15 protein-coding genes and 1 pseudogene are annotated in these 15,221 nt (G+C 63.4%); 5 read left to right on the top strand and 11 right to left on the bottom strand.

The genetic code is table 11. The features are described from left to right. Positions 1–84 precede the first annotated feature (84 nt). Complete coding sequence (dnaE, locus tag GPS82_RS04130; RefSeq protein WP_296491281.1) at positions 85–3,648, top strand: DNA polymerase III subunit alpha; 3,564 nt, start codon at positions 85–87, stop codon at positions 3,646–3,648. Between the two features lie 3 nt (positions 3,649–3,651). On the opposite strand, the gene tolA is transcribed toward dnaE, so the two are convergent. From tolA to ribBA, 8 genes are read right to left on the bottom strand one after another with little or no spacing between them, the layout of a single operon-like run. Further along, the gene (gene tolA, locus GPS82_RS04125) at positions 3,652–4,569 is read right to left on the bottom strand and encodes a cell envelope integrity protein TolA (RefSeq protein ID WP_296491280.1); all 918 of its coding nucleotides are present in this window, start codon (positions 4,567–4,569) and stop codon (positions 3,652–3,654) included. A 10-nt stretch (positions 4,570–4,579) separates the two neighbouring features. Then, positions 4,580–4,999 carry a biopolymer transporter ExbD gene (locus GPS82_RS04120; protein WP_296491279.1) on the bottom strand — a complete coding sequence of 140 codons (420 nt, stop codon included), beginning with the start codon at positions 4,997–4,999 and terminating at the stop codon, positions 4,580–4,582. Between the two features lie 2 nt (positions 5,000–5,001). Beyond that, entirely contained in the window at positions 5,002–5,694 is a 693-nt protein-coding gene (tolQ, locus tag GPS82_RS04115; RefSeq protein ID WP_296491277.1) for a protein TolQ, read from the bottom strand. After that, entirely contained in the window at positions 5,691–6,119 is a 429-nt protein-coding gene (gene ybgC / locus GPS82_RS04110; protein WP_296491275.1) for a tol-pal system-associated acyl-CoA thioesterase, read from the bottom strand. Before ybgC ends, tolQ begins: the two co-directional genes overlap by 4 nt. Further along, positions 6,116–7,300, bottom strand: coding sequence for a pyridoxal phosphate-dependent aminotransferase (locus GPS82_RS04105; protein WP_296491272.1), 1,185 nt, complete (start codon positions 7,298–7,300; stop codon positions 6,116–6,118). Before GPS82_RS04105 ends, ybgC begins: the two co-directional genes overlap by 4 nt. 7 nt (positions 7,301–7,307) lie before the next feature. Beyond that, the gene (gene nusB, locus GPS82_RS04100) at positions 7,308–7,838 is read right to left on the bottom strand and encodes a transcription antitermination factor NusB (RefSeq protein WP_296491269.1); all 531 of its coding nucleotides are present in this window, start codon (positions 7,836–7,838) and stop codon (positions 7,308–7,310) included. Then, positions 7,835–8,311, bottom strand: a complete 477-nt coding sequence (gene ribH, locus GPS82_RS04095) for a 6,7-dimethyl-8-ribityllumazine synthase (RefSeq protein ID WP_296491265.1) — start codon at positions 8,309–8,311, stop codon at positions 7,835–7,837. The genes nusB and ribH overlap by 4 nt, the downstream gene beginning before the upstream one ends. Positions 8,312–8,355: 44 nt before the next feature. Beyond that, complete coding sequence (ribBA, locus tag GPS82_RS04090; RefSeq protein ID WP_296491263.1) at positions 8,356–9,471, bottom strand: bifunctional 3,4-dihydroxy-2-butanone-4-phosphate synthase/GTP cyclohydrolase II; 1,116 nt, start codon at positions 9,469–9,471, stop codon at positions 8,356–8,358. 143 nt (positions 9,472–9,614) lie between these two features. Here ribBA and GPS82_RS04085 point away from each other — a divergent pair, with 143 nt between their 5' ends. Beyond that, positions 9,615–9,998 carry a hypothetical protein gene (locus GPS82_RS04085; RefSeq protein ID WP_296491262.1) on the top strand — a complete coding sequence of 128 codons (384 nt, stop codon included), beginning with the start codon at positions 9,615–9,617 and terminating at the stop codon, positions 9,996–9,998. Between the two features lie 58 nt (positions 9,999–10,056). Here GPS82_RS04085 and GPS82_RS04080 read toward each other — a convergent pair whose 3' ends face one another. After that, positions 10,057–10,584: a PadR family transcriptional regulator gene (locus GPS82_RS04080; RefSeq protein ID WP_296491260.1), complete on the bottom strand. Its 528-nt coding sequence runs from the start codon at positions 10,582–10,584 to the stop codon at positions 10,057–10,059. A gap of 132 nt (positions 10,585–10,716) precedes the next feature. On the opposite strand from GPS82_RS04080, the pseudogene GPS82_RS04075 reads away from it, so the two are divergent. After that, positions 10,717–12,735: pseudogene (locus GPS82_RS04075) on the top strand (NADPH-dependent 2,4-dienoyl-CoA reductase); the annotation flags it as partial. Continuing rightward, entirely contained in the window at positions 12,727–13,641 is a 915-nt protein-coding gene (locus tag GPS82_RS04070; protein WP_296491332.1) for a crotonase/enoyl-CoA hydratase family protein, read from the top strand. The pseudogene GPS82_RS04075 and the gene GPS82_RS04070, both read left to right, overlap by 9 nt. A gap of 13 nt (positions 13,642–13,654) precedes the next feature. Here the strand turns inward: GPS82_RS04070 and GPS82_RS04065 are convergent, their stop codons facing one another. Continuing rightward, positions 13,655–13,975, bottom strand: coding sequence for a cell division protein ZapA (locus GPS82_RS04065; RefSeq protein ID WP_296491258.1), 321 nt, complete (start codon positions 13,973–13,975; stop codon positions 13,655–13,657). Then, positions 13,972–14,217, bottom strand: a complete 246-nt coding sequence (locus tag GPS82_RS04060) for a DUF904 domain-containing protein (protein WP_296491256.1) — start codon at positions 14,215–14,217, stop codon at positions 13,972–13,974. The genes GPS82_RS04065 and GPS82_RS04060 overlap by 4 nt, the downstream gene beginning before the upstream one ends. Positions 14,218–14,337: 120 nt before the next feature. Between GPS82_RS04060 and GPS82_RS04055 the strand changes: the two genes are divergently transcribed. Next, positions 14,338–15,221: efflux RND transporter periplasmic adaptor subunit (locus GPS82_RS04055; RefSeq protein ID WP_296491254.1), on the top strand; the 884-nt coding region annotated here is incomplete at its 3' end.

Raw genomic sequence — 15,221 nt, 5'->3', positions numbered from 1 at the left:
TGGGGGTCTTCTTACAATCCAACATTCAAAACAATCGCGGTCACAGAGGACCGTGTTGCTTTGAATCATCATACTTGAGTCACCATGTTTGTTCACTTACGCCTGCACACTGAATTTTCCGTCATCGACGGCACCACCCGCATCGACGAAGTGGTCAAGGCGGCCGCGTCGGACGGCCAGCCCGCCCTGGCTATTTCCGACCTGAGCAACCTGTTCGGGGCGATCAAGTTTTACAAGGAAGGGCGCAAGCGCGGTGTCAAACCCATCATTGGTGCCGAGGTCTGGCTGGAGGGGTTGGGCAAAGAGCAGGGGCTGCTGTCACGCGTGCTGCTGCTGGTGCAAAACCAGGCGGGTTACCTCAACTTGTCTGAGCTGCTGGCGCGTGCCTGGACACAAAACGGCGGCAAGGCGCAGGCTGCGGTCAGCCTGGCCTGGCTCACCGAACTCAATGGCGGGCTCATCTGCCTGTCGGGCGCACAGGCCGGGCCGGTGGGGCAGGCGCTGCTGCAAGGCGATGAGGCGCGGGCGCTGGATGCCGCGCTAAAGCTGGCGGGTGTTTTCACACACCGCTTTTACCTGGAACTCCAGCGCGCCGGCCGCCCTGAAGACGAGCTGCAGGTAACGGCTGCGGTGCAACTGGCGCAGCGCTCGGGCTTGCCGGTGGTGGCTACCCACCCGGTTCAATTCCAAAGCCCCGAAGACTTTGAAGCCCATGAGGCGCGCGTCTGCATCGCCGAGGGCGAAATGCTGGCCAATCCACGGCGAATTCGCCGCTTCACCCGTGACCAGTATTTCAAATCAGCGGCACAGATGCAGGCGCTGTTTTCCGACCTTCCCTCGGCGCTGGCCAACAGCGTTGAAATTGCCAAACGCTGCAACCTGAGCCTGGTGCTGGGCAAGCCGCAGCTGCCCGACTTTCCGATTCCGCCGGTCAATGGCGTGGTGATGGCGGCCGATGACTACTTTCGCCATGCCTCGCACGAGGGGCTCAAAGAACGCATGGCGCATTTGTACCCCGACCCGGCTGAGCGCGACAAGCAGATGCCGCGCTACCTGGAGCGACTGGAGTTCGAACTGGTCACCATCCTGAAAATGGGCTTTCCGGGTTATTTTTTGATCGTGGGCGACTTCATCAACTGGGCCAAAAACAATGGCTGCCCGGTGGGACCGGGGCGCGGCTCAGGGGCCGGTTCGCTGGTGGCTTACTCGCTCAAGATCACCGATCTGGACCCGCTGCGCTACAACCTGCTGTTTGAGCGCTTTCTGAACCCTGAGCGGGTGTCCATGCCCGACTTCGACATCGACTTTTGCCAGACCAACCGCAACCTGGTGATTGATTACGTCAAGGGCAAATACGGCAAGGACGCGGTCAGCCAGATTGCCACGTTTGGCACCATGGCGGCGCGCGCCGCGATTCGCGATGTGGGTCGGGTGCTTGACATGAGCTACACCTTTTGCGACGGCATCAGCAAGCTCATTCCCAACAAGCCCGGCGTGGCGGTCACGCTGCAACTGCCGCCGCCCGACCGCAAAAAGGACGACAAACTGGTCTACGCCGTCGAGGCCGAGCCAATCCTGGCCGAGCGCGAGGCGAAAGAGGAGGATGTGCGCACGCTGCTGGAGCTGGCGCGCAAGCTCGAGGGCATGACACGCAACATCGGCATGCACGCCGGCGGTGTGCTGATTGCGCCCGGCAAGCTCACCGACTTTTGCCCGCTCTACCAGCAGCCTGGCAGTGACTCGGCGGTGAGCCAGTACGACAAGAACGACGTGGAATCGGTGGGCCTGGTCAAATTTGACTTCTTGGGCCTGGCCACCCTGACCATTCTGGAAATCGCCCGCGAGCTCATCATCAAACGCCACCTGGGTCAGGAAAATTTTGCCTTCGAGAACCTGCCGCTCGACGACAAGGCGGTTTACAAGCTGTTCCAGGACGGCAAGACCGAGGCGGTGTTCCAGTTTGAATCGCGCGGCATGCAGGGCATGCTGCGAGACGCCAAACCGACCCGCCTGGAAGACCTGATTGCCCTCAACGCCCTGTACCGCCCCGGCCCGATGGACCTGATCCCGAGTTTTGTGGCGCGCAAGCACGGGCGCGAGGTGGTTGAGTACCCGCACCCGCTGGTGGCCGAGATGCTGTCCGAGACCTACGGCATCATGGTTTACCAGGAGCAGGTGATGCAGACCGCGCAGATCCTTGGCGGCTACTCATTGGGCGGCGCCGACATGCTGCGCCGCGCCATGGGCAAGAAAGACGCCGACGAGATGGCCCGGCACCGCCAGATTTTCCGTGACGGGGCTGCCAAAAACAACATCAACCAGGACAAGGCCGACGAGGTTTTTGACCTGATGGAGAAGTTTGCCGGCTACGGCTTCAACAAGTCGCACGCCGCCGCCTACTCGCTGCTGGCCTACCACACGGCCTGGCTCAAGGTGCATTACACGGCCGAGTTTTTCTGCGCCAACATGACCGTGGAAATGGACGACACCGACAAGCTCAAGGTGTTGCTGGAAGACGCCATCAAGATGGGGTTGACGTTTGAGGCGCCCGATGTGAACCGGGGCGTCAGCCGCTTTGAGCCCATTTCAGACAAGGCGATCCGTTATGGCCTGAGCGCCGTCAAGGGCAGCGGCCAGCAGGCGATTGAAGCCATCGTGGCGGCGCGTGAGGGCAGGGGTGTTGGCCCCAGTGGCGATGTGGTCGGGCCCTTCAGGAGCCTGTTTGATTTTTGCTCCCGGGTGGACCGCAGCCGCATCAACAAGCGCACGGTCGAGGCGCTGATCAAGGCGGGCGGGTTCGATGGCCTCAACCTCAACCGGGCCAGCCTGCTGGCAAGCCTGGACCTGGCGTTTGAATTTGGCGCCGCGGCCCTGGCCAATGCCAACCAGTGCAGCCTGTTTGATCTGGGGGGTGACGACGACCACGGCTCCAGCACGCAAGAGCCCGAGCTGGTGCAGGCCACGCCCTGGGGCGTGAAAGAGCGGCTGATCTACGAAAAATCTGCCCTCGGTTTCTATTTGTCGGGGCATTTGTTTGACGAAGTGGTGGCCGAGGTGCGCCGCTTTGCCAAGCGACCGATTGCCGACCTGATCGACACCCGCGAGCCGCAGTTGCTGGCCGGCATCATCAACGACCTTCGTGTTGTCAACGGCCAGCGCGGCAAGGTGGCGCTGTTCAGGCTCGATGACGCCTCGGGGGTGATCGATGCGCGCGCCGAAGAGGCGCTGGTCAACGCCCACAAAGACCTGTTCAAGGACGATGAGCTGGTGATCGTCATGGGCAAAGTGCAGCCCGACCGGTTCTCGGGTGGCATGCAACTCACGGTGCAGCAGGTCTGGGGCCTGGAGCAGGCGCGTTGCCGTTTTGGCAAGTACCTGCGGGTGCGGGCCGGCACCGGTCCGCTGGGTCTGAAGCTGGACATGACCCGGCTTCTGCGAGATTTTCCGGCGCAAAAAGAGGTGACCGAACAGGGCGATCTGTGGCGCGGCCTAAGCGTGCGGCTGGCCCTGACCTGTCAGAGCCCGCAGGGCGCGGCCCAGACCGAATTGCAGTTAGGCGAGCAGGCCCTGTTTTACCCCAGCAATGCCGCGCTGGCCAGCTGGTGGGCGCAGGCAGCGCCTGGCACCGCCGAAATCATTTACGAATAGGGTCTAATCCTTGGGCCGGAAGCTGAACGGTAACGGCGATGGCACGCGGCCGTCGGTGTCGCGCGGAAGCACTTCGGTCTTGTCGATGGCTCTTAAAACCGCTTCGTCCCAGGCTTTGACGCCGCTGGACTGGATCAATTTGCGCGCAACGATGGTGCCGTCCGGTGCGGCGCGCACCTCAACCACGGCGGTCGGATTGCCGCTGATGGATTCGGTGAACACGATGTTGGGCTTGACGCGGGCAATGATGCGCCCGGCGTAGCTGGCCGACGGCCCGGCCGATTTGAGCGCGGTGCCAGTTGATGTGGCTCCGCCGCTGGCTCCGGCCAGGCCGCTCATGCGTTTCAAATTCTCGGCGCGCTGGGCTTCGAGCTGCCGGGCCTGTTGCTCGGCTTGTTTCTTCTCTTGCGCCAGCCGGTTGTTCTCGGCCTGGGCAAGTTTCAGCTTGTCTGCCTTGATCTTTTCTTCCTTTAACTTCTCCTGCTGCAGCCTTTCGGCCTTGAGCTGTTCCTGCCTCAATTTTTCCTGCTTGAGTTTGTCCTGCTGCTTTTCAAGCTCCAGTTGTTTTTGTTTTTGCAGGCGGCGCTGCTTTTCCTGTTCGAGCGCAATGTCCACCTTGGGCGGCGCAACCACGGGCGCCACCACGGGCTCTGGCACCGGCGCCGCTTTGACCACTGGCCGAGGCTCCTCGGCAGGCAATGCTTCGGGCGGCAGCTCCTGCAGCCGGGGCGCAGCCGCCACCGGCACAGTGGCCCACAGCTCGGCCTCGGCCGTGATGATTGCGGCATCGCGCTGCCAGTTCACGCCCCAGGTCAAGGCCGCGATCAGCAGCGCGTGCGCCAGCAGCGCCAGTATGACGGCGCGCACCACGCCGGGGGTGGCGGGCGGGGCAAATTCGAGGCGGTCGGTTGCGGCGTGCATGGCAGCGCGGTCAGGGCGCGAGTTGCACCGACAGGCCGATACGGGCAATGCCGGCGCGCTGCAAGGTGTCCATGACGCGCACCACGGCCTCGTATTTGACTGCCTTGTCAGCGCTGATGACCACGGCGGTATCAGGCACGGCGGTTTGCGCTTGTTTGACAAGATCGCTGATTTCCTTGAGGCCGGTGCCTGTGGTCTTGTCCTTGATCTTGATCTGCAGCGACTCGTCCTTGCCAATCACGATCTGGATCACCTGGTCGGGCTGGCCGGCCGCTTTGCCAACGCTGGGCAGGTTGATCATGCTGGGCGCAATCAGCGGCGCGGTGACCATGAAAATGATCAACAGCACCAGCATCACGTCGATGAAGGGCACCATGTTGATCTCGTTGATGGTGCGGCGGCCCCGGCCGCGGCTGACGACGGCGGCCACGGTCAGTGCCCCGAGGCGGACTGGGCGCCCGCATTGCGCTGCAGGATGTTGGAAAACTCTTCAATGAAGGTCTCCAGCCGGATCGAAATGCGGTCAATGTCGCGCGCAAAGCGGTTGTAGGCCACCACCGCCGGAATGGCGGCAAACAGGCCGATGGCGGTGGCCACCAGCGCTTCGGCAATGCCGGGCGCCACACTGGCCAGCGTCACCTGGGTCAGGGCGGCCAGGCCGGTAAAGGCGTGCATGATGCCCCACACGGTGCCAAACAAGCCCACGTAGGGCGACACCGAGCCCACCGAGGCCAGAAACGACAAATGGGTTTCGATCACGTCCATTTCGCGCTGAAAGCTGGCCCGCATGGCGCGCCGGGCGGCGTCCATCAGGATGCCCGCATCGGTAACCTGGCGCTCGCGCAACTTCTGGAACTCGCGCATGCCGCTGGCAAAAATACGCTCCATCGGGCCGCCGCTGCGGGCGTTCTGGGCGGCTGCGGCAAACAGGTCGTTGAGGCTGCTGCCCGACCAGAAATCGCGCTCAAAGCGGTCGTTCAGCTGCTTGACCTTGCCCAGCGAGAACAGTTTGCGAAAGATGGCGGCCCAGCTGACCACCGACACCGTGATCAGCAGCAACATCACCAGTTGCACCACGATGCTGGCCTGCAGCACGAGCTGGAAAATGGAAAGTTCTTGATTCATGTGAGGGAGTCCAGGATGTTTTGCGGAATTCTGGCAGGTTTCAAGCTGCCCGCGTTGACCCACCCGGCCCGGATGGTGCCTTCGCACAGCAAAACGGGGCCGGCAGGCGTGGTCAGCAAAGCCTGTTGGTGGATTGTCATGGAGGCGCGCCCGGCCTCCAGCAGCGAAGTTGTAACCAATAGTTCATCGTCCAGCCTGGCGCTTCTCAGGTAGCGCAGCCGCGCATCGCCCACCACAAACATGCCACCGGTGGCCTCGCGCAGAGCCTGCTGGTTGATGCCCCTGGCCCGCAGCCATTCGGTGCGCGAGCGCTCGAAAAATTTCAGGTAGTTGGCATAGAACACAATGCCGCCGGCATCGGTGTCTTCCCAGTACACACGCACCGGCCAGCCAAAGGTTTCGCTGCCAGAATGCCGCCCGCTCATGCCAGCAACACCCTGAGGCGGTCGATCGCGCTGCGCAGTTGCGGCATCGAACTGGCTGTTGAAAAACGGATGAAATGCCCGGTGTCAAACTGGCCAAAGTCGCGCCCCGGGGTGACCGCCACATGGGCCCGGTGCATCAACTCAAAAGCCAGGTCCCAACTGCCTTGCACGCCCAGCCTGGCGCAAGCCGCCGAGCAATCGGCCCAGGCATAAAACGCTCCGTCGGGCATCACCGGCACACTCAGACCGAGTTCATTGAGCGCCGGGATGAAGTAGTCGCGCCGGGCCTTGAACTCGGCGCGGCGGCGCTCGTACTCGGCCAGGCTCTCGCTCTCAAAACAGGCCAGCGCCGCGTACTGGGCAATGGTGCTGGGGCAGATGAAAAGGTTTTGGGCCAGCCGCTCGATCACCGGCACCAGCGCTTCAGGCACCACCATCCAGCCCAGCCGCCAGCCGGTCATGTTGAAGTATTTGCTGAAACTGTTGATGCTGATGATCTGGTCGTCCAGCGCCAGCGCGGTGTGACCATAGGCTTCGTCATGGCTCAGCCCCAGATAGATCTCGTCGATCAGGGTGATGCCGCCCCGGCCCTGCACGAGCTCATGGATGCGGCGCAGTTCAGCGGGCGCAATCGAGGTGCCGGTCGGGTTGGAGGGCGAGGCCAGCAGCACGCCACGGGTGCGGGGGTTCCATGCCCCGAGCACCTTGTCGGCGCTGAGCTGAAAGCGCTCTTCGGCGGTGGTCGGGACCAGCACCGCCGTGCCATCTGCCACCGACACAAAATGCCGGTTGCAGGGGTAGCTCGGGTCGGACATCAGCACCTCGTCGCCAGCTTCGATCAGGGCCAGGCAAGCCAGTTGCAGGGCGGCCGAGGCACCGGCAGTCACCACAATCCGGCTGGCGGGCACGCTGACGCCAAAATGGCTGCGGTACCAGGCGCTGATGCGTTCGCGCAACTCCGGCAGGCCAATGGCCGGGGTGTATTGGGTCAGGCCGTCGTGGATGGCGCGGGCGGCCGCCTCCTGCACCAGCGGTGGCGCGGTGAAGTCGGGCTCGCCAATGTTCAAAAAAATCATCGGCGCGTCAGACTGTGCCACCTGCGTCGCCACCAATCGGGCAGCCTTGCCCACCTCCATCACATAAAAAGGCTCAATGCGCTGCGCGCGTTGGGTGATTTGCATCAGTTTCCTAACGCGCGGCACCCGGGTCGGCGGCCACCTCGGCCTGGCGCAGTTGCCGGGCCAGGCCGTTGAGCACGCCGTTCACATACTTGTGGCCGTCGGTGCCGCCAAACTCCTTGGCCAGTTCCACACATTCGTTGAGCGCCACGCGCCAGGGCACGTCCAGGCAGTGCTGCAGCTCGTAGGCGCCAATCCACATCACCGCGTGCTCCACCGGCGAGATTTCACTGAGCTTGCGGTCCAGCAGCGGCAGGATCAGCGCGTCCAGCGCCTCGGCCTGCTCGGCACAGCCGCGCAGCAGGGCATCAAAATGCACGCTGTCGGCCTTGTTGAACCCCGCCAGATCGCGGGTAAAGGCGTCCACAGCCGCCACATCGTTCTTGCCCACCAGCACCTGGTACAGCGCCTGCACCGCAAATTCGCGCGCGCGGGAGCGGTCGGACTTGCTGGCGGCCTTGCGCACGCCGGTGTTGGTCAGGCCCTTGCGCGACTGGCGCGGTGGCCGGGTGGAGGGGCTTGGGTGGCTAGATTCGCTCATTCAATTTCTTCCAGTAAGTTGGCCATCTCAACGGCCACACGGGCCGCATCGCAGCCCTTGTCGGTTTGCCGGGCCACCGCCTGGTCCATGTTTTCGGTGGTCAGAATGGCGTTGGCGATCGGGATCTGGTAGTCCAGCGCAATCCGGCTGACACTGGCCCCGGACTCGTTGGCCACCAGCTCAAAGTGGTAGGTTTCACCGCGAATGATGCACCCAAGTGCCACCAGCGCGTGGTACTTGAGCTGCTCGGCCAGCGCCTGCAGCGCCACCGGAATTTCCAGCGCGCCCGGCACTTGCACCAGGGTGATGTTTTTCTCATCCACGCCCAAAGCCAGCAGTTCGGCCTTGCAGGCGTCGGCCAGCGCGTTGGTCACGCCGGCGTTAAAACGCGCCTGCACGATGCCTATGGTGAGGTTCTTGCCGTTCAGGCGGCGGTCGGTGGCATCCAGCGTGCCTTGGTCTGCAATCAGCATGGTGTTTTCCTGATGGGTGGGTCGGGTGATTCGGGTGATGACGGTCAGGGCTTCACATAACCCACAATCTCAAGACCGTAACCGGTCATGCTGGGCATGCGCCGCGGGTTGCCCAGCAGCTTCATCTTGTGCACGCCGCATTCACGCAAAATCTGGGCGCCGACGCCGTAGGTGCGCAGGTCCATCTGGCCGCGCGCCGGGCCGTGGCTGGCCCTGGCTGTGCCATCAAACTGCGACAGCAACTGCTCGCCGCTCTCACCGCAGTTCAAAAACACCACCACACCCTTGCCTTCGTCGGCCACCTTTTTCAGGCTGGCATCCAGACTCCAGGAGTGCATGGTGCGGCCCACCTCCAGCGCGTCAAGCACCGACAGCGGCTCATGCACGCGGGCCAGCACGGCTTCATCCGCATCCCATTGACCCTTGACCAGTGCCAGATGCACGCCGTGCGCCGTTTTGTCCTTGTAGGCATGGGCCGTGAATTCGCCAAAGGCGGTGTGGAATGGCCGCGCGCCAATGTGCTCCACCAGTGATTCGGTGCGGCTGCGGTGGTGAATCAAGTCGGCGATGGTGCCAATCTTGAGGCCATGCTCAGCCGCAAAAACCTGCAAATCAGGCAGCCGCGCCATGGTGCCGTCGTCTTTCATGATCTCGCAGATCATGGCCGCCGGTGTGCAGCCGGCCATGGCCGCCAGGTCGCACCCGGCCTCGGTGTGGCCGGCGCGCATCAGCACCCCGCCTTCGACTGCCTGGAGCGGGAAGATATGGCCGGGTTGCACCAGATCATCGGGTTTGGCGTTGCGGGCCACCGCGACCTGAATGGTCTGCGCCCGGTCGGCGGCTGAAATGCCGGTGGTGACGCCCTCGGCAGCTTCAATCGAGACGGTAAAAGCGGTGCCTTTTTTGTCGCCGTTGCGCACCGTCATGGGCGGCAACTGCAGCAGTTCGCAGCGCTCGCGGGTGAGTGTCAGGCAGATCAGGCCGCGGCCAAAACGGGCCATGAAGTTGACAGCCTCGGCCGTCACATGCTCTGCCGCCATGATCAGGTCACCCTCGTTTTCGCGGTCTTCTTCGTCAACCAGAATGACCATGCGACCATCGCGCAGGTCGGCTACGATGTCTTCAATGGGGGAAATGCCTGGCAAATGTGACTGTGTCATGAAGTGGTGGGAGATGGAATTTGGTTAAAAGTGCAGAGCCATGGCGCGCTTGGTCGAACTATTTCGAGCACCATGGCCAACCCTCGGATTATCGGGGATTGTGGTTTAAGTTAGGCTAAAGCCTTCTACCAAGGAGTGAAACAATGGCGATCGGCTGGCTGACAGTGTTGAAATTGGTGCCTTGGGGCGACGTGATTGAAAACGCCCCCAAGGTGGCGAGCGGGGCAAAAAAACTGTGGCAAAGCGTTGGTAAAAAACCTGCGGTGGTGGTGCCTGTCAGGCCCGCCGCTGACGTCGTGCTCGGGTCAGGGCCCTCTGCCGTGGCAGACCTGCAGGTCCGGGTTGCCAGCCTGGAGGTGGCGGTGGCCGACCTGCACCAGCAAATGCTGGCATCCAGCGAGTTGATCCAGTCGCTGGCCAACCAGAACACGCAACTCATCAAGCGGGTCGAAGCCAACCGGGTGCGCACACTTTGGCTGGCCGCCTGGCTGCTGGTCCTGACCGTGGTGCTGGTCAGCCGCCTGTAGGAGCGGCGCCCCCGCCGCGAATGAATTCAAAACAGCCTTCGTCGCGAGGGCGCGACTCCTACAGCACCCCCAGCATCTCCCGCGCCCACGCAATCGAATTCTCCTCGTACAAAATTCCCTTTTTCAGAATCATGTGGTGAATCCGCGCAGCGCGTGAAAGCTTGTCGGGCTCGGCAAAATCGCGTTGCTCAATCTCGCGGTAAAGCGCCAGTTTCTCTTCATGCTGCGCAATGCTGCGCTCCAGTTCGGGGGCCAGCCCCAGCGAGCCCAGCGCTGCATCGGCGCGCAGTCGCACCATGAATTCGTCGCGCAAATCCATATCGTTCGAGGGCTCGGCGGCCCAGCGCAGCAGTTCTGCCTGCCCGGCGGGCAGCACCCGGTAGATGCGCTTGCGGGTTTTGCCGGCGTCGGGCGCGCTGCTCGACTCAATCCAGCCCGCCGCCTCCATGCGGCCAAGCTCGCGGTAAATCTGCTGGTGCGTGGCGTGCCAGAAAAAGCCGATCGACTTGTCAAACCGGCGCGCCAGGTCGTAGCCGGAGGATGATTTTTCCAGCAGGGAGGTCAGGAGCGCGTGTGACAAGGCCATGGCAACGAGTCTAATTGGGGAAAACACTCTATGCAACCAGTTGCATAATTTTTTGAGTTCTCCTAAACTGTGCAACGGGTTGCATAGTGAGCACCCACCCGGTTTCAAGCCATCGTCTTTAGGATTTTTTATATGACCACCTATCCGCACTTGTTGTCCCCGCTGGACCTCGGTTTCACCACGCTGCCCAACCGCGTCATCATGGGCTCGATGCACGTCGGGCTCGAAGAAGTCAAGGACGGCTTTGCCCGCATGGCCGCGTTTTACGCCGAGCGCGCGCGCGGTGGCGTGGGCCTGATCGTCACCGGCGGCATTGCCCCCAATGACCGCGGCCGCCCCATGCCCGGTGGCGCGCGCCTGACCACGCCCGAGGAAGCCGCCAAGCATGTGCAGGTGACCGACGCCGTGCACCAGGCCGGCGGCAAGATCGCCATGCAGATTTTGCACTTTGGCCGCTATGCGTACCACGAAAATCTGGTCGCGCCCAGCGCGCTGCAGGCCCCCATCAACCCGATGAAACCCAGGGCGCTCAGCACCGAAGAGGTCTACCAGACCATTGACGACTTCGTGCGCTGCGCCGCGCTGGCACAGGGTGCGGGCTACGACGGTGTCGAGATCATGGGCAGCGAGGGCTACCTGCTCAACGAATTTATTGCCGCGCGCACCAACCATCGCGACGACGAATGGGGCGGCAGCTACGCCAACCGCATCAGGTTTCCGGTGGAAATCGTGCGCCGCACGCGTGAAAAGGTGGGTAAAAATTTCATCATCATCTACCGCCTGTCGATGCTCGACCTGGTCGAGGGCGGCTCCACGCGCGACGAGGTCATTGAACTCGCGCAAGCCATTGAGGCGGCAGGGGCCAGCATCATCAACACCGGCATCGGCTGGCACGAGGCGCGTATTCCCACCATCGCCACCAAGGTGCCGCGCGCGGCCTGGGCCTGGGTCACGCAGCAGCTCAAGGGCAAAGTGGGCATTCCGCTGGTGGCCACCAACCGCATCAACACGCCCGAAGTGGCCGAGCAATTGCTGGCTGACGGCTTTTGCGACATGGTGTCGATGGCGCGCCCGTTCCTGGCTGATGCGCTCTTCATGCAAAAGGCCGCGGCCGGCAAGGCCGACGAAATCAACACCTGCATCGGCTGCAACCAGGCCTGCCTGGACCACACCTTCGGCGGCAAGATCACCAGTTGCCTGGTGAATCCGCGCGCCTGCCACGAAACGCTCATCAACATCACCCCGGCCAAAGCGCGCGAGCGCATTGCCGTGGTCGGCGCCGGCCCGGCCGGTCTGAGCTTTGCCACCGCCGCCGCGCAGTGCGGCTTTGATGTGACGCTGTTCGACGCCGCCAGCGAGATTGGCGGCCAGTTCAACATCGCCAAGCAGGTGCCGGGCAAGGAAGAGTTTTATGAGACGCTGCGCTACTTCGGCAATCAGATCGCGCTCACCGGCGTCACGCTGCAACTCAACACCCGCGTCAGCGCCCAGACCCTGCTGGCCGGGGGTTTCAAACAGGTGGTGCTGGCCACCGGCGTGATCCCGCGCACACCGCCCATTGACGGCATCAATCACCCCAAGGTATTGGGCTACCTCGACGTGCTGCGCGACAAAAAGCCGGTCGGCAAAACGGTGGCGCTGATCGGCGCCGGCGGCATTGGTTTTGACACCGCCGAGTTTTTGCTGCACGAGGGCACCAGCCCGAGCCTGGACGCGGCCAAGTTTTTTGCCGAATGGGGCGTGGATGCCAGTTACAGCAGCCGCGGTGGCCTGGCGCCGGCCCATATTGAGGCCAGCCCGCGCAAGGTCTATCTGCTGCAGCGCAAGGTCAGCAAGGTGGGCGACGGCCTGGGCAAGACCACCGGCTGGATCCATCGCACCTCGCTCAAAAACCGCCATGTGGACATGTTCGCCGGCGTCACTTACCGCAAAATCGACGACGCCGGCCTGCACATCACCGTGGGAGACCGCGACATGACCCTGCCGGTGGACAACGTGGTCATTTGCGCCGGGCAGGAGCCGCAGCGCGAACTGCAGGCCGATCTGCTGGCTGCGGGTGTCGGCGTACACCTGATCGGCGGTGCCGACAAGGCCGAAGAGCTCGACGCCAAGCGCGCCATCAAGCAGGGCCTGGAGTTGGCGGTGGCACTGGCTGACGCGCCCAAAGCCTCAGCAGTGTCAACCGCTACTGCCTCCGCCACACCCGCCACCAGCGCCGCCGACAAACCGGCAAAAAGCAGCGCCTCGCCGTATGAGACCCTGAGCGTCAGCCTGCAAGACCACGTTGCCACCATCCGCCTGAACCGCCCCGACAAGGCCAATGCCATGAACCTGGCCATGTGGCACGAGATTCGCCAAGCCTTCAAGTGGGTTGACGCCACCCCCGAGGCGCGCGTGGCCATTCTGGAAGGCGAGGGCAAGCTGTTTACCAGCGGCATCGACCTGCAGATGATGATGGGCATGGGCGACCAGATCCAGAACGACTGCGAGGCCCGCACCCGCGAAAACCTGCGCCAGGTCATCCTCGATCTGCAGGACACGCTCACATCCCTCGAGCGTTGCCGCAAACCGGTGCTGGCCGCCATTCACGGCGCCTGCATTGGCGGCGGCATCGACCTGATCTGCTGCGCCGACATGCGCTACTGCTCAAGCGATGCCACCTTCAGCATCAAGGAAATCGACATCGGCATGACCGCCGACGTCGGCACCCTGCAGCGTTTGCCCAAGCTGATAGGCGAGGGCATGGCACGCGAGCTGGCCTACACCGCGCGCAAGTTTGGCGCCGATGAAGCCCTGCAGATGCGCCTGGTCAACCGCGTGTTCGAGTCGCGCGAGGCGCTGCAAAAAGGGGTGCGCGAGGTCGCCGCCACCATTGCCGCCAAGTCGCCCTTGAACATCCGCGGTGTTAAAGAAATGATCACCTATGCCCGCGACCACTCGGTGGCCGACGGCCTGAACTACGTGGCCACCTGGAACGCCGCCATGCTGCTTTCCAACGACCTGCAGGAATCCATGATGGCCAACATGGGCAAGCGCCAGCCCGAGTTCAAGGACTGAGAGCCGGCTGGCGTTAAATCAGCTGGCCTTCGCTGCCCAGCGCGGCGTCCAGGCGATTGAGCAATTGCCTGGCCTTGATGGCTTCTTCGGGCTGCGGCATTGCCACCACCCGCGCTTCCGGCGCCGGGGAGCCAGGCTGCTCGGGCGTGTCAAACGCCATGTTGAGCGCCGCCAGCACGGCAATCCGGTCGCGCGTGCGAACCTTGCCGGCTTCGCGGATCTTGCACATGGCCTCGTCCACGCGGGCCACCACATTCAGCAGCCGGGCCTCGCCGCCCTCGGGGCAGCCCAGCAAATAACTTTGCCCCATGATCTGAACCTCGATCTGCTTCATGGGTTACCTCGCGAGGGGTTCAAGGGGGCGGCATTGGGGTTGCCACTGTCGGGCAAGCGCGCCAGCAGCGCTTCAACGCGCGCGCGCGCCGCGCTCAGGCGGGATTTAAGAGAGTCGCGTTCTTGCGTCAGCGTCTCAATTTCCTTGTAAAGCAGGGCATTGGTGCGTTTGAGTTCTTCGTGGCGCAACAACAAGCGCTCAACCCGTTCAGCAATTTGGTCAATGGGGGTCAGGTCTGACATAGGCGAACATTGTAGGATTGTGCTGGCTGATTTTAATAACCATTTGGTTATTAAAATGCCGAAGCACTCCCCCTGAGGCAAGCGCCGGGCGGTCCCCTTTTTCACTGGGAAAGAATAAAAATGCGTTATTTTCCAGCCCTTAAACTGGGGTCTGCCCTTGTTTTTTCGGCACTCCTGGCCGCCTGTTCCAAGCCCGCGCCACCGCCCGAGCCGATCCGTTCTGTGAAGGTGATCACGGTCGCCCTGCAAGGCAGCAGCGGCACGCTCGAATACGCCGGCGAGGTGCGCGCCCGGGTCGAATCGCGCTTGGGTTTCAGGGTCGGTGGCAAGCTGCTGAGCCGCCCCGCAGAGCTCGGCCAGCACGTCAGCGCCGGGCAATTGCTGGCCCAGCTCGACCCGCAAGATCTCAAGCTCGCCACCGATGCCGCGCGGGCCCAGCTGGCCGCCGCGCGCACCAACCGCGATCTGGCGGCGGCCGACCTCAAGCGCTACACCGAGCTCAACAACCAGAACTTCATTGGCGCCGCAGAACTGGAGCGGCGCGCTGCCGTCTTGCAGTCGGCGCAGGCGCAGCTCGACCAGGCGCAGGCGCAACTCTCAAGCCAGGGCAACCAGGCCGGCTACGCCACCCTGCACGCCGATGCGCCCGGCGTGGTCACCGCCGTGCTGGCCGAGCGCGGCCAGGTGGTGGCGGCCGGCGCGCCGGTGCTGCACCTGGCCCAGGACGGCGCGCGCGACGTGGTGTTTTCGGTGCCTGAAGACAAGGTGGCTGCCATCCGGCCGGGCACACCGGCCCAGGTGCGGGTCTGGTCCAGCGCCACCTCGCTCACCGGCGTGGTGCGCGAAGTGTCCGCCAGCGCCGACCCCGTCACCCGCACCTTCGCGGTCAAGGTGGCGCTGCAGTCCGATGCCAACCTGCCGCTGGGCAGCACGGTGTCGGTGTTGCCAGCCGCGCTGCAGCACGCCGGCACGCCGGTCATCAAGCTGCCCACCAGCGCCCTGTG

The organism is Rhodoferax sp., from assembly GCF_011391645.1.
Taxonomy (GTDB): Bacteria; Pseudomonadota; Gammaproteobacteria; order Burkholderiales; family Burkholderiaceae_C; genus Rhodoferax.
Note: the sequence above shows the minus strand (reverse complement) of the source record. Positions and strands in the feature narration are given on the sequence as shown.